The 20685-nt window shown below is 44.1% G+C and carries 23 protein-coding genes; 21 read left to right on the plus strand and 2 right to left on the minus strand.

All coding sequences use genetic code 11. The annotated features are described in order from the left end of the window. Positions 1–358: 358 nt before the first annotated feature. The 15 genes from ACTHRG_RS04305 (at position 359) to ftsZ (ending at position 14232) form a co-directional block, all read left to right on the plus strand. Positions 359–955 carry a hypothetical protein gene (locus tag ACTHRG_RS04305; RefSeq protein WP_076257281.1) on the plus strand — a complete coding sequence of 199 codons (597 nt, stop codon included), beginning with the start codon at positions 359–361 and terminating at the stop codon, positions 953–955. A gap of 88 nt (positions 956–1043) precedes the next feature. After that, positions 1044–1283, plus strand: a complete 240-nt coding sequence (locus tag ACTHRG_RS04310) for a hypothetical protein (RefSeq protein ID WP_076257111.1) — start codon at positions 1044–1046, stop codon at positions 1281–1283. Positions 1284–1449: 166 nt separating this feature from the next. Beyond that, positions 1450–2739 (plus strand): serine hydrolase, encoded by a 1290-nt coding sequence (locus ACTHRG_RS04315; RefSeq protein WP_286147877.1) that lies wholly within the window; start codon positions 1450–1452, stop codon positions 2737–2739. A 73-nt stretch (positions 2740–2812) separates the two neighbouring features. Continuing rightward, entirely contained in the window at positions 2813–5077 is a 2265-nt protein-coding gene (locus ACTHRG_RS04320) for a S8 family serine peptidase (protein WP_076257113.1), read from the plus strand. A 300-nt stretch (positions 5078–5377) separates the two neighbouring features. Then, positions 5378–5599, plus strand: a complete 222-nt coding sequence (locus ACTHRG_RS04325) for an AtpZ/AtpI family protein (RefSeq protein WP_076257114.1) — start codon at positions 5378–5380, stop codon at positions 5597–5599. Positions 5600–5604: 5 nt separating this feature from the next. Then, the gene (locus ACTHRG_RS04330) at positions 5605–5979 is read left to right on the plus strand and encodes an ATP synthase subunit I (protein ID WP_076257115.1); all 375 of its coding nucleotides are present in this window, start codon (positions 5605–5607) and stop codon (positions 5977–5979) included. 21 nt (positions 5980–6000) lie between these two features. Then, positions 6001–6714: a F0F1 ATP synthase subunit A gene (gene atpB / locus ACTHRG_RS04335; protein ID WP_076257117.1), complete on the plus strand. Its 714-nt coding sequence runs from the start codon at positions 6001–6003 to the stop codon at positions 6712–6714. A gap of 75 nt (positions 6715–6789) precedes the next feature. Further along, positions 6790–7002: a F0F1 ATP synthase subunit C gene (gene atpE / locus ACTHRG_RS04340; protein WP_009332220.1), complete on the plus strand. Its 213-nt coding sequence runs from the start codon at positions 6790–6792 to the stop codon at positions 7000–7002. A 149-nt stretch (positions 7003–7151) separates the two neighbouring features. Then, a complete protein-coding gene (locus tag ACTHRG_RS04345) occupies positions 7152–7673 on the plus strand; it encodes a F0F1 ATP synthase subunit B (protein ID WP_076257120.1) in 522 nt (173 codons plus the stop codon). Then, positions 7670–8206, plus strand: coding sequence for a F0F1 ATP synthase subunit delta (locus ACTHRG_RS04350; protein WP_035327929.1), 537 nt, complete (start codon positions 7670–7672; stop codon positions 8204–8206). The genes ACTHRG_RS04345 and ACTHRG_RS04350 overlap by 4 nt, the downstream gene beginning before the upstream one ends. A 24-nt stretch (positions 8207–8230) precedes the next feature. Next, positions 8231–9739 (plus strand): F0F1 ATP synthase subunit alpha, encoded by a 1509-nt coding sequence (gene atpA / locus ACTHRG_RS04355; RefSeq protein ID WP_076257122.1) that lies wholly within the window; start codon positions 8231–8233, stop codon positions 9737–9739. 86 nt (positions 9740–9825) lie between these two features. Continuing rightward, positions 9826–10683 (plus strand): F0F1 ATP synthase subunit gamma, encoded by an 858-nt coding sequence (locus tag ACTHRG_RS04360; RefSeq protein WP_076257124.1) that lies wholly within the window; start codon positions 9826–9828, stop codon positions 10681–10683. A gap of 195 nt (positions 10684–10878) precedes the next feature. Beyond that, positions 10879–12300: a F0F1 ATP synthase subunit beta gene (atpD, locus tag ACTHRG_RS04365; RefSeq protein WP_076257126.1), complete on the plus strand. Its 1422-nt coding sequence runs from the start codon at positions 10879–10881 to the stop codon at positions 12298–12300. A gap of 22 nt (positions 12301–12322) precedes the next feature. Further along, a complete protein-coding gene (locus ACTHRG_RS04370; protein WP_035327916.1) occupies positions 12323–12730 on the plus strand; it encodes a F0F1 ATP synthase subunit epsilon in 408 nt (135 codons plus the stop codon). A gap of 335 nt (positions 12731–13065) precedes the next feature. Continuing rightward, complete coding sequence (ftsZ, locus tag ACTHRG_RS04375) at positions 13066–14232, plus strand: cell division protein FtsZ (RefSeq protein ID WP_076257128.1); 1167 nt, start codon at positions 13066–13068, stop codon at positions 14230–14232. 134 nt (positions 14233–14366) lie between these two features. Here the strand turns inward: ftsZ and ACTHRG_RS04380 are convergent, their stop codons facing one another. Further along, positions 14367–14555, minus strand: coding sequence for a hypothetical protein (locus tag ACTHRG_RS04380; protein WP_076257130.1), 189 nt, complete (start codon positions 14553–14555; stop codon positions 14367–14369). Between the two features lie 206 nt (positions 14556–14761). Between ACTHRG_RS04380 and ACTHRG_RS04385 the strand changes: the two genes are divergently transcribed. Continuing rightward, entirely contained in the window at positions 14762–14989 is a 228-nt protein-coding gene (locus ACTHRG_RS04385; RefSeq protein WP_076257132.1) for a hypothetical protein, read from the plus strand. 62 nt (positions 14990–15051) lie between these two features. Here ACTHRG_RS04385 and ACTHRG_RS04390 read toward each other — a convergent pair whose 3' ends face one another. After that, positions 15052–15774 carry a LysM peptidoglycan-binding and 3D domain-containing protein gene (locus ACTHRG_RS04390; RefSeq protein WP_076257134.1) on the minus strand — a complete coding sequence of 241 codons (723 nt, stop codon included), beginning with the start codon at positions 15772–15774 and terminating at the stop codon, positions 15052–15054. Positions 15775–16303: 529 nt separating this feature from the next. On the opposite strand from ACTHRG_RS04390, the gene ACTHRG_RS04395 reads away from it, so the two are divergent. Genes ACTHRG_RS04395 through nuoH form a run of 5 tightly spaced genes read left to right on the plus strand, consistent with a single transcriptional unit; the run spans position 16304 to position 20651 of the window. Then, a complete protein-coding gene (locus ACTHRG_RS04395) occupies positions 16304–16678 on the plus strand; it encodes an NADH-quinone oxidoreductase subunit A (RefSeq protein WP_035327896.1) in 375 nt (124 codons plus the stop codon). Beyond that, positions 16669–17181, plus strand: a complete 513-nt coding sequence (locus ACTHRG_RS04400; protein WP_035327895.1) for a NuoB/complex I 20 kDa subunit family protein — start codon at positions 16669–16671, stop codon at positions 17179–17181. The genes ACTHRG_RS04395 and ACTHRG_RS04400 overlap by 10 nt, the downstream gene beginning before the upstream one ends. Before the next feature lie 3 nt (positions 17182–17184). Continuing rightward, positions 17185–18540: an NADH-quinone oxidoreductase subunit C gene (locus tag ACTHRG_RS04405; protein WP_440230627.1), complete on the plus strand. Its 1356-nt coding sequence runs from the start codon at positions 17185–17187 to the stop codon at positions 18538–18540. A 3-nt stretch (positions 18541–18543) separates the two neighbouring features. Further along, on the plus strand, positions 18544–19644 hold the full coding sequence (locus ACTHRG_RS04410; RefSeq protein ID WP_076257138.1) for an NADH-quinone oxidoreductase subunit D: 1101 nt from the start codon (positions 18544–18546) through the stop codon (positions 19642–19644). Next, positions 19644–20651, plus strand: coding sequence for an NADH-quinone oxidoreductase subunit NuoH (gene nuoH / locus ACTHRG_RS04415; protein WP_048007952.1), 1008 nt, complete (start codon positions 19644–19646; stop codon positions 20649–20651). Before ACTHRG_RS04410 ends, nuoH begins: the two co-directional genes overlap by 1 nt. The last annotated feature ends 34 nt before the right edge of the window (positions 20652–20685 follow it).

Here is a 20685-nt window from a genome sequence, read left to right on the forward strand (position 1 = left end):
AATAGAGAAATCTATTTTATTTTTATGTTAAAAGTCTCTTTCCCCGCCACGCTGGAAAAGTTATGATAGAGTATAGATGAAATGGAAGATAGATTTGAACAGAAACAGTAAGCGGTTAACAGGTTGATGGGTGGATGGTTATTTGCAAAATGTTGATATATCAATGTTTCCAAAGAGTGTAGAGTGATCAAGTGACGTACTCATGGTTGAAGAAAGGGCGGCAGAAATGACATCAGTGATGAAGCATTTACCGCAAAAATGACCATGGTGGTTTTGTTGGCGGTTAGGTGGTTAGTCATGGGTAATGCCCGGCGGAAGCTGGGGGATCGGCAAGATACCAAGAAAGGTGCTGAGGACGTTGGCGAATCAGTATTTGACAATGAAAGAGCTTAAAGAGGCACTTCCGGAAATACCTGAGAATAGCTTAAAGCGTTATTTGCAGGAGCATGCAGAATACATAAATTATCGGAAGGAACATAATCGCTATAAAATCCAGGCTTCCGAAATTGAAAAGCTTAAATTTATCCGGAAATTATATTCAGATGGGCTGAAAAAAGAGGAAGTTACAGCAAAGCTTGAGGATGCAGGAATTCCGGTCATCATTACAGTGGAGGATGAGGAAGAAAGCAGCTCCACCTCGCTTGTAAATGTGAATTCCGAACTGACAGATATGAAAAAGCTTGTCAGCTTCCTCGTGCAGCAAAACGAGCAATCCCGTCTTACCCAGAATAAAATCAGGGAACAAAACAAACAGCTGATACATGAGGTGCACGAGCTAAAACTCACAATTGAAGATTTAAGAAATGCCCATGCACAAGGCTATGAAAAAGAGAGCGAAAAAGTTACTTCCCTCTATGAAAAACTGATGGCGACACAAAAGTCTGTAGAAGAAGTAGCCGGTGCATTAGAGGCTGAAAAAAGCAAAAGCATCTGGCAGAAGATATTTGGAAAGTAAAGGAATGCCCGAATTGCAAGATCAACGTTTAGACTGCTGTCTGCGGGGTATTGGCATAATGATTTTATATACCCGGGAGGTCGAATAAATGAGAGCATTAGCCGTTTTAGAAGGAGCATTGATTGTCTGGATCATCATGCTTGTGGGTTCATTAATGGGAACCTTCATGTCTGAAGGTTTTATCGCCCTGGTATTTAAGCTGGCAGAAGGAAAAGGAATCCTGCTTACAGTATTACTGATAGCCGCGACCATAGCGGATATGTGGAGAGATAAAAAGCGGGACCATTTAATTCAAAAAGGAAAACTGGAACCGAATCAACTGTTTTAATACATAAAGGGAGAAAGCCATCATTCATTTGATGGTTTTTTTAAATAATCTAAAAGTACCATTTTCTGAAAATACTAAAACTATATTGATAATCAATTGGAAGATAGATAGAATTAATTATACAGAATATTGTATATTGGTCGGTTTTTGAAAAGGAGATGAAGATTTGAAAAGATTAAGGTTATTGTTAATCGTATTCACATTAGTTTTAAGTTCTGCAGCTTTTTCAGGAAATATGGTGAATGCGAAAGAACGGTCCGGGGAGAAATTAAGTCAAGCCCATCCGAAAAAGGCAGGCTTTGATCCGGAGAAATTGAAAGGTATTGATAAAGTCATTACGGAGGCTATTGCGGATGGTGTTACACCGGGTGCAGTAGTTCTTGTAGCCAAGGATGGAAAGATTGTCAAAGAAGAAGCGTACGGATATGCACAAAAGTATGATATGGGGGAATTGCTCGAGAACCCCAGAAAAATGAAAAAGAAAACATTGTTTGATCTTGCTTCCGTTACGAAGGTAATGGGAACCACTCAGGGCATTATGAAACTTGTTGGTGACGGGAAACTCTCGGTCAATGACAGGGTATCTGATTTTATTCCTGAGTTTGCCCAGCATGGAAAACAGGATATTACAGTAGCTGACCTGCTGACACACACTTCTGGTTTAACTCCCTGGAAACCGACATACCTTTACGCTGATAATTCGGAAGAGGTTTTGAATTATATAAACAAGCTGCCACTTGAATATCCGACTGGCACGGACAGAAGATATAGCGATTTTAGCTTTATGATGCTGGGTTTTTTAATTGAAGAGATCAGCGGACAAAAATTGGATATTTACTTAGAAAAAAATATTTATAAGCCCTTAAAAATGAATGATACGATGTTTACCCCACCGGATCATTTCAAGAAAAAAATTGCGGCTACCTCATGGGGAAATCCTTATGAGTATAAAATGATTGATGACCCTAATTTCGGGTACTACGTTGAAGAAAGCCCGGACATGTTCAAATACTGGAGAAATTACACCTTAGTTGGAGAAGTTAATGATGGGAATAGTTTCTATGGCAATAAAGGGGTTGCAGGCCATGCCGGTTTATTTTCGACAGCAAGGGACCTTGCTGTATTGGGCCAGACCATGTTAAATGGCGGAATATATGGGAAAATGAAAATGTATGATCAAGAAGTGATTGATACCTTTACCTCTTCTCAGCGCTTTGGCCAGGGTTATGGCTGGGAGCTGGATAAAAGCTGGTATATGGGAGAACACTATTCTGACAAAGCCTTTGGCCATACTGGTTTTACTGGAACGCAGGTTATTATTGATCCAAAGGAAAATCTTCAGATTATCCTGCTGACGAACAAACAAAACAATGGCCCTTTACCAAGCGGATCATACCGCAGCACAGGCGCTCTTTCTAAAGCAGTAGCTAATATTGTTTATGAATCCTTGAACTAGCCGTAATTTTATATTGATGCATACAAGGCTTCTATTCAGCCCACCCTAAAACAAAAAGAGGGTGGGTTTTCTAATGAAAAAACTCTTACTGTCCATAACAGTCTTATCCTTGTTTTGGAGTCAAACTCCCGTTTCTGCACGAACACTTTCACACCCTCCTATACCGGAAGAGTCACCTGATATTGAAAAAGTGGCAATCATTGTATTAAGTGATGCAAAGAAGGAACAGGAAATAAAAAAAATGATAGAGCAAAATCCTGATCTGCGAATCAGGCATACATTCAATCAGGCATTAAACGGCTTTTCAGTAAAAGGAAAGCCATCTGCATTGCAAAGCCTGCAAAAGCTGGAGTCAGTCTCTGCTGTTTCACCGGTTAATACCTATCATGTTCATTCTGATGACAATATCAAGCTGATTGGCGGCCTCAATGCCAGAGGCTATTATGATGAAAATAACCAGCGCCTTACGGGCAAGGGTGTGAAAGTAGGCGTAATCGATACCGGCATCGATTATAATCATCCTGACTTGCGAAGAAGCTATGGCGGCGGTCGCGATTTGGTGGATAATGATAGAGATCCGATGGAAACAAAGGCTGCCGGGGGACAAGGCACACTGCACGGCACTCACGTCGCGGGCATCATTGCGGCAAATGGCAGGATCCAGGGGGTTGCACCGGAATCAACTATCATCGCTTACAGGGCTCTCGGACCAGGCGGAAGCGGAACAACAGAACAGGTGATAGCGGCCATCGAACAGGCCATAAAGGATAAAGTGGATGTGTTAAACCTTTCATTGGGAAATAACGTAAACGGGCCAGACCTTCCAATAAGCATGGCTCTGAATAAAGCGGTTGAAAAAGGAATAACGGCTGTCACTTCATCAGGCAATTCGGGACCAAATATCTGGACAGTCGGATCTCCAGGAACAGCGTCGAAGGCTATTTCTGTCGGAGCCTCTACACCAACAATAAAGGTGCCATTTTTGAGCATAAACGGACGCGAAATCCGCCTTGATTTGCTCCAGGGTTCAAAGGAATGGGAATTTGACCGCTCCTATGAAATGATCGATGGGGGACTTGGACATCCGGATGAATTAAAGAATGCGGAAGGAAAAATAGTACTAATAGAAAGAGGGGAATTGACGTTTACAGATAAAGCTGTCCATGCGATGGAAGCAGGAGCAGAAGGAATCATTATCTATAACAATACAAAAGGCAGGTTCTTCGGCAATCTGGACAGCCAGGTTCCCATTCCGGCAGCGGCGCTTTCAAAGGAAGAAGGAGAGGAGCTCAAGAAGCTCATGAAGGAAGGAAGGCTACTTGCCCGGACTAATATAATAGAAGAAAGGGACATACTGGCTGACTTCAGCTCCCGCGGACCTGTTACATCCACATGGGAAATTAAACCGGATGTTGTGGCACCGGGAGTTGCCATAAATAGCACCATTCCCGGCGGCTACCTGCCGCTCCAGGGAACAAGCATGGCCGCTCCGCATGTAGCAGGTGCCTGTGCGATCCTCAAACAGGCTCATCCCGAATGGGGGCCGGAACAAATCAAGGCGGCACTCATGAATACCGCTAAACTTATTAGGAATGCGGATGGACAAACATATAGAACGTATGAGCAGGGGGCCGGCAGGATACAGCTTGATCAGGCGCTGAAAGCAGAAACGCTTGTCTTCCCGGCGTCCATGCAATTCGGGAAATTTCAGATCGCAGACAGGCTTCATGACCACAGCAGTTTTATAACGGTTGAAAATATAAGTGAAAACACGCAGTCTTATTCCTTTTCCGTACCACATAAGGAGCAGGGCATCAATTGGGAAATGCCTATGACGTTTCAATTGAACCCGGGCGAAAAGAAAAAGGCTGAAATTAAAATGTCTGCTGATCCGACCCTTTTACAGAAAAAGATCCATGACGGGTACCTTTTATTGAAAGCAGGTGCAGAGAGTATCCATATTCCATACCTGTATGTGCTGGAAGAGCCGGATTACCCAAGGGTGATGGGATTTGGAATCGGCAAAGGAGATAAGCCAGGCACGTATCGATATGAAGTGTATCTGCCGGGCGGGGCAGAGGAATTCGGAATTGCAATGTTTGATTCGGAAAGTCTCCGTTTCATGGGATTTCTGGATTGGAAAAGAAATGCCGGCAAGGGGCAGCTGCTGCAGGAAATCCCTGCTGACAAACTCCCCGGTCCGGGGCTATACCTGGCGAAAGTGTTTGCCAAAAAGGCCGGCAGGGAAGACTGGATCGAAACCTATCTATTTGTGAGGCCGGATGGCCAGCTGGGTGAACCGGAGCCTTCAGCAGAATCAGAAGAGAGTGCGAAGTAAATGAAAATAAAGCGTTTTCAGGAGCGATGCAGAATCTCGCTCCTTTTTCAATAGAAAATCCGAAAATCAAATGTGATAAATATGTGAACATACCATATTTTTGCCTTTTTGTTTGTGAACTTTTTCACTCCAAACGCATTGACATTGACAAAGCCCTATTGTATGCTTACAAAGGGTAAAAGATGATAGGGTTTTCAAAATATTTTTGCAGACATATTTCCCACTTCTGCATGATGTTTATATGATTATTTATGGCCTCAAAACCCTCTTACCATTCTCTTTAAGGGAGGATGCGTTTTTATGCGTCAAAAAGACCGCAACCCATTTAAGGCGGTGGCCTTAATGTCCGCCATTCTTTCCCAGTTAGTAGGTTCCACGCTCATTGGCATTTTCGCCGGAAGATGGCTTGACAGCAAGGCAGGAACTGAGCCTTTATTCCTTTTAATCGGCTTGTTCATTGGACTGGGCGCCGGGATTTACGCCATGCTTCGCCTAATCCAACATTTTTTCACAGGGGAATGAACAACATGCCGGAAATCAAAGCAACTTTTCAAAGACAGCGGAAATACATATTCCTTTTGTTGTCTGTATACGTTCTCGGCTGGGGTTTTACACCTTATCAATCTATTTTTCTTGGCTTGATCTTTGGTACAAGCTTAAGTCTGTTCAATTTGTGGCTGATTTCCCGAAAGGCGCTGCAGTTTGGAGAGGCGGTCGAGAGAGGCGAGAAGGTGCGTTCACTTGGAACGGTATCCAGAATGGCTACAGCAGTATTTGCTGTGATGATCGCTCTGGAATACCCTGAGAAGCTGCATCTGATCAGTGTGGTATTTGGATTAATGACATCCTATATTGTCATTATGATAGATTATTTTCTTCAATCTTTTCAATTACGTAAATAGCGGGAAGAGAGGTGAACACTATTGCATCATGAAGCTCCTATAGTGGACTTTTTAGGATTGAATTTTAACTTATCAAACGTACTGATGATCACAGTGGCAAGTGCTATTGTATTCATTATTGCTTTGCTTTCAACCCGTCGATTGGCCATGAAACCAACGGGGATGCAAAACTTCTTCGAATGGGTAATGGATTTTGTTAAGAATATCATTAACAGTACGATGGACTGGAAGACAGGCGGAAGATTCCATATCCTTGGATTAACCCTGATCATGTATATTTTTGTTTCAAACATGCTCGGACTTCCGTTCGCGATCACTTATGATCACACTTTATGGTGGAAATCGCCAACAGCCGATCCTGTTATCACCTTAACATTAGCGGCAATGGTAGTCGGGCTTTCGCATTACTATGGCGTAAAGCTTAAAGGAGTAGGAGAATACGGCCGGGATTTTATCAGGCCAATGCCTTTCTTGTTCCCATTGAAAATCATTGAAGAGTTTGCAAATACTCTGACATTAGGACTTCGTCTTTACGGTAACATCTACGCAGGTGAAATCCTGCTGACGTTGCTTGTCGGAGGACTCGCAAGTGCCGGTGTAGGCGGAATGCTTGCCGCAGTTATACCAACACTTGTATGGCAGGGATTCTCAATCTTTGTCGGATCTATCCAGGCATTCATTTTCTGTATGTTAACAATGGTTTATATGGCACACAAAGTGAGCCAGGACCATTAATATATACCTGTTCATTTTATGGACAAAACATTTTAAACAAATAAATTTTCATACAATTTAAGGAGGAACTCAATAATGGGTCTTTTAGCAGCAGCAATTGCAATCGGTTTAGCAGCACTAGGTGCCGGTATCGGTAACGGTCTTATCGTTTCAAAAACAGTAGAAGGTATGGCTCGCCAGCCAGAAGCTCGCGGTATGCTTCAAACTACAATGTTCATCGGGGTTGCACTAGTTGAGGCCGTTCCGATCATTGGCGTTGTTATCGCGTTCATGGTTATCGGCGGTTAATTAATACTGTACCAATCGTTCAAAAATGGCGAAGATCATTCCATGAACCTTCGCCATTCCTTTATGTTTTTTTACCGTAAACTAATTCGGAATCATGCATATGACTCCGTTTCATAAGTGGAACAACTCTTGAAGGGAGTGAATCGAGGGTGTTAACAAACAGTCTAGTATTAGGCGCTGCAGGCGGCGGTTTTAACGGCGGGGACATTTTGTACCAGCTGGTCATGTTCATTATCTTGTTGGCATTGCTGAAAAAATTCGCGTGGGGTCCGTTAATGGGCATTATGCAGCAGCGTGAAGAGCACATTGCCAGTGAAATTCAAGCGGCAGAAGAAAGCCGTACAGAAGCAAAGAAACTTTTAGAAGAGCAAAGAAGTCTTTTAAAAGAAGCACGTACAGAAGCGCAGGGTCTTATCGAAAATGCGAAGAAACAAGGCGATGTTCAGCGTGAGGAGATCGTTGCGGCTGCCCGCACTGAGTCTGAGCGCATTAAGGAATCTGCAAAGCTTGAAATCGAGCAGCAGAAAGAACAGGCGGTTGCCGCTATCCGCGAGCAGGTCGCTTCATTGTCTGTCCTAATTGCTTCCAAGGTTATCGAGAAGGAACTAAGTGCAGCTGATCAGGAAAAGCTGATCAATGAATACATTCAAGAGGCAGGAGAAAAGCGATGACGGGCTCCACAGTAGCAAAGCGCTACGCGTTGGCTCTTTTCCAGCTTGCGAATGAACACCAGCTTCTTGACCAAATGGAAGAAGAGCTTCGTGCAGTGAAAGAAGTAGTAAACCATAACTCAGATTTAAAGTCTGTTTTGAAATCTCCAAAGCTTTCAATCGAGAAGAAAAAAGAGATTTTAAAAGAAGCATTTGCATCTGTGAACACCTTTGTACTAAACACATTAATGATATTAATTGAACGCCACCGTGAAGATCATATCTCTGATGTGGCAGATCATTTTATAAGCCTGGCGAATGACAAAAAAGGAATTGCGGATGCAAAAGTATACACTGTCCGTCCGCTATCTGAAGCAGAGAAGGAAGCATTATCTGTGTCATTTGCAGCTAAGGTTGGAAAAAAATCACTTCGTATTGACAATATAGTTGATACTAACTTGCTCGGCGGCATCAAGCTTCGAATCGGAAACCGGATTTTCGACGGCAGCTTGCGCGGGAAGCTAGAGCGTCTTGAACGTCAATTGTTAGGCTAAGATTCGTAGATAGGGGTGAAACTCATGAGCATCAATGCTGAAGAAATCAGTGCGCTGATAAAAAAGCAAATCGAAAACTATCAGTCGGAAATTCAAGTGAGTGATGTAGGTACGGTTATCTCTGTTGGTGACGGTATCGCTCGTGCTCATGGCCTCGACAATGTCATGGCTGGAGAACTTGTTGAATTTTCAAACGGCGTTATGGGTATGGCACAAAACCTTGAAGAAAATAACGTCGGTATTATCATTTTAGGACCATTTACAGAAATCCGTGAAGGCGATGAAGTACGCCGTACGGGCCGCATCATGGAGGTACCGGTTGGTGAAGAACTTATCGGCCGCGTAGTAAACCCTCTTGGACAGCCAGTAGATGGCATGGGACCAATTAACACAACAAAATCACGTCCGATTGAAAGCCAGGCACCAGGTGTTATGGATCGTAAATCCGTACACGAGCCGCTTCAAACAGGAATCAAGGCGATTGACGCACTTGTGCCAATCGGCCGCGGACAGCGTGAGTTAATCATCGGTGACCGTCAAACAGGTAAAACATCCGTTGCAATCGATACAATCCTGAACCAAAAAGATCAGGATATGGTATGTATCTATGTGGCAATCGGACAAAAAGAATCTACAGTTCGTAATGCAGTAGAAACACTTCGTAAGCAAGGTGCGCTTGATTACACAATCGTTGTAACAGCATCTGCATCACAGCCTGCTCCAATGCTATACCTGGCTCCTTACGCCGGTGTAACAATGGGTGAAGAGTTCATGTACAACGGCAAGCACGTTCTTGTTGTGTATGATGACTTGACAAAGCAAGCTTCTGCTTACCGTGAGCTTTCATTGCTATTGCGCCGTCCTCCAGGCCGTGAAGCATATCCAGGGGACGTATTCTACTTGCACAGCCGCTTATTAGAGCGCGCTGCAAAGCTAAGTGATGCGAAAGGTGCAGGTTCAATCACTGCGCTTCCATTTATCGAAACACAAGCAGGCGACGTTTCTGCTTACATTCCGACAAACGTTATCTCAATCACTGACGGACAAATTTTCCTTCAGTCTGACCTATTCTTCTCCGGTGTACGTCCGGCGATCAACGCAGGTCTTTCTGTATCACGTGTAGGTGGATCTGCACAGATCAAAGCAATGAAAAAGGTTGCAGGTACACTGCGTCTTGACCTTGCTTCATACCGTGAACTTGAATCATTTGCCCAGTTCGGTTCTGACCTTGATAAAGCAACACAGGCTAAACTTAACCGTGGTGCCCGTACAGTAGAGGTTCTAAAGCAGGATCTTAACAAGCCGTTAAAAGTTGAGAAGCAGGTTGCAATCCTTTACGCTCTAACTCGCGGCTTCTTAGATGACATTCCTGTACAGGATATTCGTCGTTTCGAATCTGAATTCCTTTCATGGTTAGACCATAACCGCAAAGATTTGTTAGACCATATCGTGACTACAAAAGAACTTCCTTCTGATGACGATATGGCATCTGCGATTAACGACTTTAAGAAAACTTTCGCAGTATCCGAATAATGGAGATTGCCTGGATGGGGAAGTGCTCCCCATCTAAGCAGCTCGCATTCGGTTCTGACAAACTTGTATAAGGGTGGTGAGAACCTGTGGCATCATTACGCGATATAAAAAATCGTATTACTTCTACGAAGAAAACGAGTCAAATTACAAAAGCAATGCAGATGGTATCGGCTGCGAAAATGAATAAGGCGGAAATGAATGCAAGGTCATTCGTGCCTTATATGGAGAAAATCCAGGAAGTTACGGCAAGCATCGCTTTGGGAAGCAAAGATGTATCACATCCAATGCTGACCAGCCGCCCAGTCAAGAAAACTGGTTACCTCGTAATCACTTCTGACCGCGGACTTGCGGGAGCTTATAACAGTAACGTTTTGCGAAATGTCTACCAGACAATTCAAAAGCGCCATAAATCACCGGATGAGTATGCAATCATTGCAGTCGGACGTGTGGGCCGTGACTTTTTCAAAAAGCGCAATATGAACGTCATTCTGGATATTGTTGCTGTTGCGGACCAGCCTGCATTTGCTGAAATCAAGGATATTGCCAGCAAAACAGTTGGCATGTTCGCTGATGAGACATTTGATGAATTATATATGTATTACAGCCATTATGTCAGCGCGATTCAACAGGATGTAACAGAGAAGAAGCTTCTTCCGCTTACGGATATCTCCAGCTCGACAAAGCTTACATCTTATGAGTTTGAACCTTCCGCTGAAGAAATTTTAAAAGTATTGCTGCCTCAATACGCTGAAAGCTTAATCTACGGAGCGCTTTTAGACAGTAAGGCAAGTGAACATGCTGCAAGGATGACAGCGATGCAGAATGCAACGGATAACGCTAAAGAGCTTATCAACTCGTTAAGCTTAAGCTACAACCGTGCCCGTCAGGCAGCTATCACGCAGGAAATTACCGAAATCGTCGGCGGAGCAGCCGCGTTAGAATAAAAACGAAAAGCGGAAGCGCCTCGGTCAGCCCCGACAAGCATAAGACGAGCCCTTTTGGAAGGTGTTCTTTCCTTCCGGAAGGGATTGGCTTATGACCTCGAGGGGCTAGGCGCTGGAGCTAGACACAAACGAAATGAGGAGAACGGGTCCTGCCTGTACTCTCCCATTACGTGAAATGAAAGAGGAGGGAAAAAGATGAACAAAGGACGCGTTCTTCAAGTTATGGGTCCGGTTGTTGACGTAAAGTTCGAAAGCGGCCAGCTACCTGCGATCTATAATGCATTGACTGTTACAAACCCAGCGCGTAACGAATCTGAAGTTGCCATCAACTTAACCCTTGAAGTTGCCCTTCATTTAGGTGATGATACAGTCCGCACCATTGCAATGTCTTCTACTGACGGCTTACAGCGCGGAAGTGAAGTTATTGACTCGGGTGCTCCTATCTCTGTACCAGTAGGTGATGTAACACTTGGACGTGTATTTAACGTGCTTGGTGAATCAATCGACTTAGATCCTGCAATCGCAGCAGATGCACGTCGTGATTCTATTCACAGAGAGGCTCCTAAGTTTGAGCAGCTTTCTACTGAAGTAGAAATTCTTGAAACTGGAATTAAGGTAGTAGACCTTCTTGCTCCATACATTAAAGGTGGTAAGATCGGTCTGTTCGGTGGTGCCGGAGTAGGTAAAACCGTATTAATCCAGGAATTGATCAATAACATCGCTCAGGAGCACGGCGGTATTTCTGTATTTGCCGGTGTTGGTGAGCGTACGCGTGAAGGTAATGACCTTTATCATGAAATGACGGATTCAGGCGTTATCAAGAAAACAGCGATGGTATTCGGCCAGATGAACGAGCCGCCGGGAGCGCGTATGCGTGTTGCCCTGACTGGTTTGACTATGGCAGAATTCTTCCGTGATGACCAGGGACAGGACGTTCTTTTCTTCATGGATAACATCTTCCGTTTCACACAGGCAGGTTCAGAGGTATCAGCCCTATTAGGCCGTATGCCATCTGCCGTTGGTTACCAGCCGACACTTGCTACTGAAATGGGTAAATTACAGGAACGTATCACATCTACTAACGTAGGTTCTGTTACGTCGATCCAGGCGATTTACGTACCAGCCGATGACTATACGGATCCGGCTCCGGCTACAACTTTCGCCCACTTAGATGCAACAACTAACCTTGAGCGTAAGCTTTCTGAGATGGGTATCTACCCTGCGGTGGATCCACTTGCTTCCACTTCCCGTGCATTGTCACCGGAAATCGTTGGCGAAGAGCACTACTCAGTTGCACGCCAGGTACAGCAGACATTACAGCGTTACAGAGAACTTCAGGATATCATTGCGATCCTTGGTATGGATGAGCTTTCTGATGAAGACAAGCTAATCGTAGCACGTGCGCGCCGTATCCAGTTCTTCTTATCACAAAACTTCCACGTTGCTGAGCAGTTTACTGGCCAGCCAGGTTCATACGTACCTGTTAAAGAAACAGTTAAAGGCTTCAAAGATATTCTTGAAGGCAAGTACGACCACCTGCCAGAAGATGCATTCCGACTTGTCGGCCGAATCGAAGAAGTAATCGAGAGTGCAAAGAAAATGGGCGTAGAGGTCTAATTCTGGACCAGGAGGGTAAAAAATGAAGACGATTAAAGTCAGTGTTGTTACTCCCGATGGCCCGGTGTATGAATCAGATGTGGAAATGGTAAGCACAAAAGCTCAAAGCGGTGAGCTTGGAATTTTACCTGGACACATTCCAATGGTTGCACCGTTACAAATTGGAGCCGTTCGTTTAAAAAACGGCGGAAAAACTGATTTCGTCGCAGTAAGCGGCGGATTCCTTGAAGTCCGTCCGGAGCAGGTAACGATTTTAGCGCAATCTGCTGAGCAGGCAGATGAAATTGATGTAGAGCGTGCCGTTCGCGCCAAGCAGCGTGCTGAACAGCGCCTGAATGAGCAGAAGCGTGAAAACATTGATTTCCGCCGTGCAGAGCTTGCACTGCAGCGTGCGATCAACCGTATCGAAGTTTCGGAAAGAAAGTTCTAATAACAATTCATAACACCTCCTGGCCTAGCTGGGAGGTGTTTTTGTTTTTGTATAGGAAATTACAAAATTGAACAATGTGAATAACTCTGTGGAAGAGTGTCTGCATCTAGCTCCAGCGCCTACCCCCTCGAGGTGTCGGGGGTGAGCAAGGCGCTGGAGCTTTTGATTCAGAAATATTTACCACCCAAATTTTAAGAAAATTGCCCCAAAAAAGAGATAAATCACTCGAATTCTTTTATATAGGCCTTTACAATAGAAGAGAGTAAACCTTTAAAGGTTACTCTCTTTTTTAAAGCTATCATGCAAGTCTATTTGAAATAAAAGGAGGAGCCGCAATGCTGGAGTTTGATACAAATATAGACCAATACGCTACGATCAAAGTCATCGGAGTCGGCGGCGGGGGGAATAACGCTGTAAATCGGATGATCGAACATGGAGTTGAGGGAGTAGAGTTTATCGCTGTAAATACAGATGGACAAGCTCTAAATCAATCAAAGGCAGAAGTAACCATGCAAATCGGTGCAGCCTTAACAAGGGGCCTGGGTGCTGGGGCTAATCCTGAAGTGGGCAGAAAAGCAGCTGAGGAAAGTGAAAGCCAGCTTCGTGAAGTGCTGAAGGGTGCTGACATGGTATTCGTTACTGCCGGAATGGGCGGCGGAACCGGAACAGGTGCTGCTCCTGCTATTGCACGCATTGCACGTGAAGTGGGTGCACTGACCATTGGTGTCGTAACCCGTCCTTTCAAATTTGAAGGACGCAAACGTGCAGCCAATGCTGATGCAGGCATCGAAGCCATGAAAAAGGCTGTTGATACGCTAATTATTATTCCAAATGATCGCTTATTGGAGATTATTGATAAGAAAACACCTATGCTTGAAGCGTTTATGGAAGCGGATAATGTTCTTCGCCAGGGCGTTCAGGGCATTTCAGACCTTATTGCCGTTCCCGGTTTAATCAATCTTGATTTTGCCGATGTCAAAACAGTAATGTCCCATAAAGGAACAGCACTGATGGGGATCGGAATCGCCACTGGGGAGGACCGTGCGGCTGAAGCAGCCCGTAAAGCCATTTCAAGCCCGCTGCTTGAAACGTCCATTAACGGAGCCCGTGGCGTTATCATGAACATTACAGGCGGAGCAAATATCAGCTTATATGAAGTGCAGGAGGCTGCAGATATTGTTGCTTCTGCTTCAGATGAAGAAGTGAATATGATTTTTGGTTCGGTCATTAATGATTCCTTAAAAGAAGAAATTCTTGTTACGGTTATCGCTACCGGCTTCAATGAACAAGAGGAGTTAAGGGCGAAACCGAGTACAAGACCATCTGTAGAAAAAGAATATGAACCTACATATCATTATGCAGAAGAACCAAGCAATCGCCGGCCGGTCAGAGAGCCCCGGGAATATCGGGAATCGGTGCAGGATAACTATCGTGTGCAGGCTGACCCGCAGGAAGAGTCACTTGATACACCGGCGTTCCTTAGAAACCGCAGAAGACGCTAATGATAGAAACAGGCTGCCATATAGAGGGCAGCCTGTTTTTTTGGTGGATTTATTGATGGTTGATATGTTGGTGGGTGAGTGGTTGAAGCTGATACATGAAGAAAGGACAGGCAAATGCCTGTCCTTCATTTATTTTAGTACTTTGTCTGGTCATATAGGGTTAACTGATCCAAATTCTTATGAACGGTCATGAGTTTTTTTAGAAGGCTCATGAACTTTTGTTTATCTTCAAAAGGAGTGACATCCAGCTCCCTTTTTAGCTCATTGCTTTTAGTAACGAGCTCATCGAATTTTTGAATAGCTGGGCAGTTGTTTTTAGTCATAAGTAATTCTCCTAATCTAAGCTCTTAATATAACTTTATCACAAAAATTAATTTCAAAGGAAACAGCTATATTTCATTTATATTAAAAAGGAATTGCCATCTTAACTATTTTGTTAAAAGTGTCAGATTTTGTTGAAACTCGTTGAATAGAGTCATATAGTATCAACTTAGAAGACAAGGTTTAAGAAAACCAGGGGGTGATATCCTTGTCGACTGTATTATTTGGAACGGTAGAATATTATGAAAGAGAATTAATCAGCTATTTTACAAATAATCATATACGCAATAAGGATGATGCTGCGATGAAAGTATTCCTTATGCTTGAAGCGGAGATATTCAATGTGTTCTTATTTGACGAAGCGATCCGGATTCGATGTATGCAAAATCTATTAAAAGCTTTTTGCCGGATATCTGAAACACACTTGATCCATTAGCAGCCTATAAATGAATAGAGCAATTGAAATAAGAGGTCCCTGCAGTGAGAGACCTCTTTGTTTTAATTAAGGATAGTAACCTTTACATCTTTTCTTCCCCAATGCAGTGCATCCTGTTCTCCAGGAATAAACACATCAATTTCATGTCCGTTAATTCCGCCGCCAATATCCTCGGCAGTTGCATAGCCATATCCTTCTACAAATACTTTTGAACCCAAAGGAATTACGTCCGGATCAACAGCAATTACTTTTTCATCCGGGTTATCGATAAGATTGACTCCTGTTTTTGTAATGCCGATACATCCTTCACAGCTCGCTGTATAGGCAGTTGCAGTGACAGTCAGAACTTTTCCTTCTTTTGCTGCAGGCTCATTAGTGTTCGCTGCTTTTACGACGGTCTTAGGATTAGCAGCTTCTTTTTTCATTGATTCATTTTTATAGATGATTAGCTCTAATCCAGGTTTAATAAAATCGGATTTCAGCTGATTCCACTTCTTAAGGTTATGTACACTTATATTGTATGTTTTGGCAATATTCCAGAGAGTATCACCGGATTCTACTATGTATATTTCTTCAGGTGAAACATCAAGCTGGTCATTTGGGTGGATCAGATCCCCTGATAGGCCATTCCAGTTTTTAATATCCTGAACGGACACTTCGTGTTTTTGTGCTATGGACCATAGGGTATCCCCTTTATTTACAGTTACTTCTTCTGCATATGCGCTTACACCTGCTGTGCTCCAGATGATTAAGCTCGCGAGCAGATAATAAAGATACTTTTTCATGTTTAACCTCCTATAAACTTGGTTGACAATTATTATGCTAGCACAGAAAATTCTGAGTAAAAGAACAGAGAGGTTATAATTAAATTACGCACATTTCAGGAAATTAACGAAGAAATGGAAAACCATCATAATGTTCATACTAGATGGACGAAAAGCCTTAGATATGGTCATATTTGATATATTCAAACCTTAAGATGGTTTAAATAGAAAGTTTTTCCATTGAGTAAGATAGAAAATTTCTCTCGGTGTGTTACATATCTCACTGACACTGCAGAAAATTTATTTTTTAATGATAGATGAATATAATGAAGAATTTAATGGATATTGACAGGGGGCAAGCTCATATAATTTAAGGAAGATGTGTCAAAATTGGCTATGTAAATTCTCTCCCGGAGATCCAATTATGCGTCCATTGAGAATTTCCAATAATAGTCTGAGGTTGTGTCGACACATGGGAGAGTAGGGTGTATAATGGTTACGGTTACATGTTTAAATGTTGTGAAAATTTTCAGCATTGGAGGGGATGGGCATGGAGCTTTGGAATTTATACCAGAATAACTATTTGATAGTTTTCGTGTTTTTATGCCTGGGCGTATTGCTGCCTGTGGTGGCTTTGTTTTTGGGAAAGCTTTTGCGGCCCTATAAGCCATATGATACGAAGTATACCACATATGAGAGCGGGATTGAGCCATTCCATGATTCGAGGGTGCAGTTCAATGTCCGCTATTATATTTTTGCCCTGATGTTTGTCATTTTTGATGTGGAAACAGTATTTTTGTACCCATGGGCAGTGGCATATGAGAAGCTTGGTATTTTTGCATTGATTGAGATGCTGATTTTTGTATTTATGTTAATAATTGGACTTGTTTATGCATGGAAAAAGAAGGTGCTGAAATGGATTTAAAGTTGGATAATATTACACCGGAAGAAATGGAAGAACTGCAGCGCAATGTGTTTATGGCAACTTTGGAACAGATTAAAGCGTGGGCGCGGAGCAATTCATTGTGGCCAATGACCTTCGGGCTTGCTTGCTGTGCCATTGAAATGATGGGTGTAGGTTCATCGCATTATGATTTGGACCGTTTTGGATCTTTTTTCCGTACATCTCCCCGTCAGTCTGATGTCATGATTGTTTCAGGTACAGTAACAAAGAAAATGGCACCTATTGTCCGCCGTCTTTATGATCAGATGCCTGAACCAAAATGGGTAATCGCGATGGGCTCCTGTGCAACTGCTGGAGGGCCATATGTGAAATCTTACTCAGTTGTTAAAGGGGTCGACCAGATTGTCCCTGTTGATGTATACATACCAGGATGCCCGCCGAACCCGGCAGCATTGATTTATGGAATTAATAAGTTAAAAGAGAAAATCCGTTATGAGGCTAAGACTGGGAAGAAGGTGATCTAACCTATGAGCGGAGAAAAAGATCTTGAACAGCTGAAAAAAGAAGCTGCAGCAAAAGCGAAGGCAGCCGCCCTGGCTAAAATGAAAGCGAAAGAGCAAGGAGAAACAAAGGAAAAAACACCTGCAGAAGACATGGATCTGGCGAAGCAAAAAGCCGCCGCAGCCGCGAAGGCGAAGGCAGCCGCCCTAGCTAAAATGAAAGCGAAAGAGCAGGGAGAAATAAAGGAAGAAACACCTGCAGAAGACATGGATCTGGCGAAGCAAAAAGCCGCCGCAGCCGCGAAGGCGAAGGCAGCCGCCCTGGCTAAAATGAAAGCGAAAGATCAGGGAGAAATAAAGGAAGAAACACCTGCAGAAGACATGGATCTGGCGAAGCAAAAAGCCGCCGCAGCTGCGAAGGCAAAGGCAGCCGCCCTGGCTAAAATGAAAGCGAAAGAGCAAGGAGAAATAAAGGAAGAAACACCTGCAGAAGACATGGATCTGGCGAAGCAAAAAGCCGCCGCCGCAGCAAAAGCCAAAGCTGCCGCCGCCGCAAAGGCGAAAGCAGCAGCCCAAGCAAAACAAGCAGGCGGGGATGACGAAAAGGCAAAAGCGATTGCAGCCGCAAAAGCCAAAGCTGCCGCCGCCGCAAAGGCGAAAGCAGCAGCTCAAGCAAAACAAGCAGGCGGGGACGATGAAAAGGCAAAAGCGATTGCAGCCGCCAAGGCCAAAGCCGCCGCCGCAGCAAAAGCAAAATTAGCCGCAGCAGGCAAAGCAGACGGATCAGCTGATGACGAAAAGGCCAAGGCAATCGCAGCCGCGAAAGCAAAGGCCGCAGCCGCAGCGAAGGCTAAAGCTGCCGGAAGCAAGGCTGACGCTGAACCAGCTGCAGAGAAAGCTCCATCCGTTAATCAGCCTTATCTTGATAAATATGTGAAGGTAATTGAAAAAAATCTGGGATCTGAGGTTCTTGAAGAGTACTATATTAATAATCTTTCCAAGGAAGTGCCGACTTTGGTCGCCAGAGCTGAATCCTATTTTAAATTGGCAGAGTTCCTGAAATATAATGAACAGCTTGGCTTTGATTATCTGTCAGAGCTTCATGGCACCGATTTTGAGACACACATGGAAGTGTATGCTCACTTATACTCATACAAAAACCGCCAATCTGTTGCACTGAAGGTTAAGGTTGACCGCGATGAGCCGGTGATTGATTCACTGCAGCCGTTATGGGCAGGAGCCAATTGGCCGGAATGTGAAGCATATGATTTGCTGGGAATCAAATTCAAAGGGCACCCTAACTTATACCGGATTATGCTGGGGGAAGACTGGATCGGGCATCCGCTGCGAAAAGACTATGAACCGTACGATGTGGAGGTGTAACCAATGCTGCGAACAGAAGAAATGCTATTGAATGTTGGACCTCAGCATCCAAGTACGCACGGTGTTTTTCGCCTGGTTCTGAAAATTGACGGGGAGATCATCAAAGAGGCGAAACCGGTCATCGGCTACCTGCACCGCGGAACGGAGAAATTGGCTGAAAACCTGCAGTATACGCAAATTATTCCTTATACAGATCGAATGGACTATCTTGCCGCCATGACGAATAATTATATCCTTGTCCATGCGGTTGAAACGATGATGGATTTGAAAATTCCGGATCGGGCCGAATATCTGAGGATCATTACGATGGAGCTTGGCCGGATTGCCAGCCATCTTGTATGGTGGGGTACATATTTACTGGATATTGGGGCAACAAGCCCATTCCTGTATGCATTCAGAGAGCGTGAAATGATTATCAATATGCTGAATGAGATATCCGGAGGCCGCTTAACGTTTAACTATATGCGTGTCGGCGGCGTTAAATGGGATGCTCCTGAGGGCTGGGTTGATAAAGTAAGGGAGTTTGTTCCATATATGCGTGAACAGCTCAAAGGCTACCATCAGCTGGTAACCGGAAATGAAATTTTCATGAACCGTGTCAAAGGGGTAGGGAAGTATACGAAAGAGGATGCTTTAAACTACTCGCTAAGCGGTGCAAATCTGCGCTGCACAGGCGTAAAATGGGATCTTCGCAAAGATGAGCCATACTCCATCTATGATCGCTTTGATTTCGATGTGGCGGTTCAGGACGGCGGGGATGCGTGGGCCAGGTATCATGTGCGCATGCAGGAAATAGAAGAATCACTAAAGATCCTTGAACAAGCGGTGGAGCAATTCCCGGCAGAAGGCGATATTCTGGCGAAAGTGCCGAAAATCATCAAAGCGCCAAAAGGGGAAGCGTTTGTCAGAATCGAATCTCCAAGGGGAGAAATTGGCTGCTATATCGCGAGTGATGGAAAGAAGGAACCATACCGGATGAAATTCCGGAGGCCATCATTCTATAATCTTCAGATTCTCCCAAAATTGCTTGAAGGCGAAAACATTGCGAACTTGATTGCTATTTTAGGGGCAATTGATATTGTCCTTGGGGAGGTGGACGGTTAATGGTAGAAGAACTTCTCCATTCCGAAGCAGGTCTGCTGAATTTCGGTATTTTCTTCTTGCTTGCCACCGTTTTACTATTAGTCGTTTTGGGATTTGTTACTTACGCCATTCTGGCGGAGCGTAAAGTCATGGGATTTATGCAGCTGCGCCACGGCCCGAATCAGGTCGGCGGACGCTGGGGGCTTCTGCAGACCGTTGCTGACGTATTAAAGCTTCTTTTAAAAGAAGACACCATTCCTAAGCTTGCAGACAGGCCGCTGTTTATTCTTGCACCGGTTATTGCTTTTGCACCGGCATTCATGGTGCTGGCGACAATTCCATTTACAGACAAACTGCAGTTTGCTGATATTGGAGTTGGATTGCTGTATTACATCGCCATTTCAGGGCTGACAACAGTCGGTATTGTCACAGGGGCATGGGCTTCCAATAATAAATATGCATTGCTTGGCGGAATGCGTGCCGCTGCACAGATGATTTCATATGAAATTCCGCTCGTAATGTCTGTATTAGGCATTATCCTTTTAACAGGCAGTCTAAACCTGAATGAAATTGTTGAAGCGCAAAAAAATGGCTGGTTCATTATTTGGCAGCCTATTGCTTTCATCGTATTCCTGATTGCTTCCACAGCGGAGCTGAACCGTGTTCCATTTGACTTGCCTGAAGCAGAATCAGAGCTGGTCGCCGGTTTCCATGTTGAATACTCCGGCTTCCGCTGGGCGTTCTTCATGCTTGCGGAATATGTATACTTCTTTGCCATGGCTTCATTGACAACCGTACTATTCCTTGGCGGGTGGCTGCCGCTGCCGTTCCTGGAGTTCATTCCGGGTGCCGTCTGGTTTGCGCTTAAGTTTACGGCTGTAATCTTTGTTTTAGTCTGGTTTCGAGTTACATTCCCGCGCCTCCGTGCAGACCAGCTCATGGAATTTGGCTGGAAGGTTCTGCTGCCGGTAGCACTTGCGAATATTTTCTTAACAGCTTTGCTGAAAGAGTGGCTTAATATATTTTAATGAGGAACAGCCATAGCACTTCGATAATTGTCTA

The sequence above is a fragment of the Cytobacillus sp. SAFR-174 genome (assembly GCF_051964675.1).
GTDB lineage: Bacteria > Bacillota > Bacilli > Bacillales > Cytobacillaceae > Cytobacillus.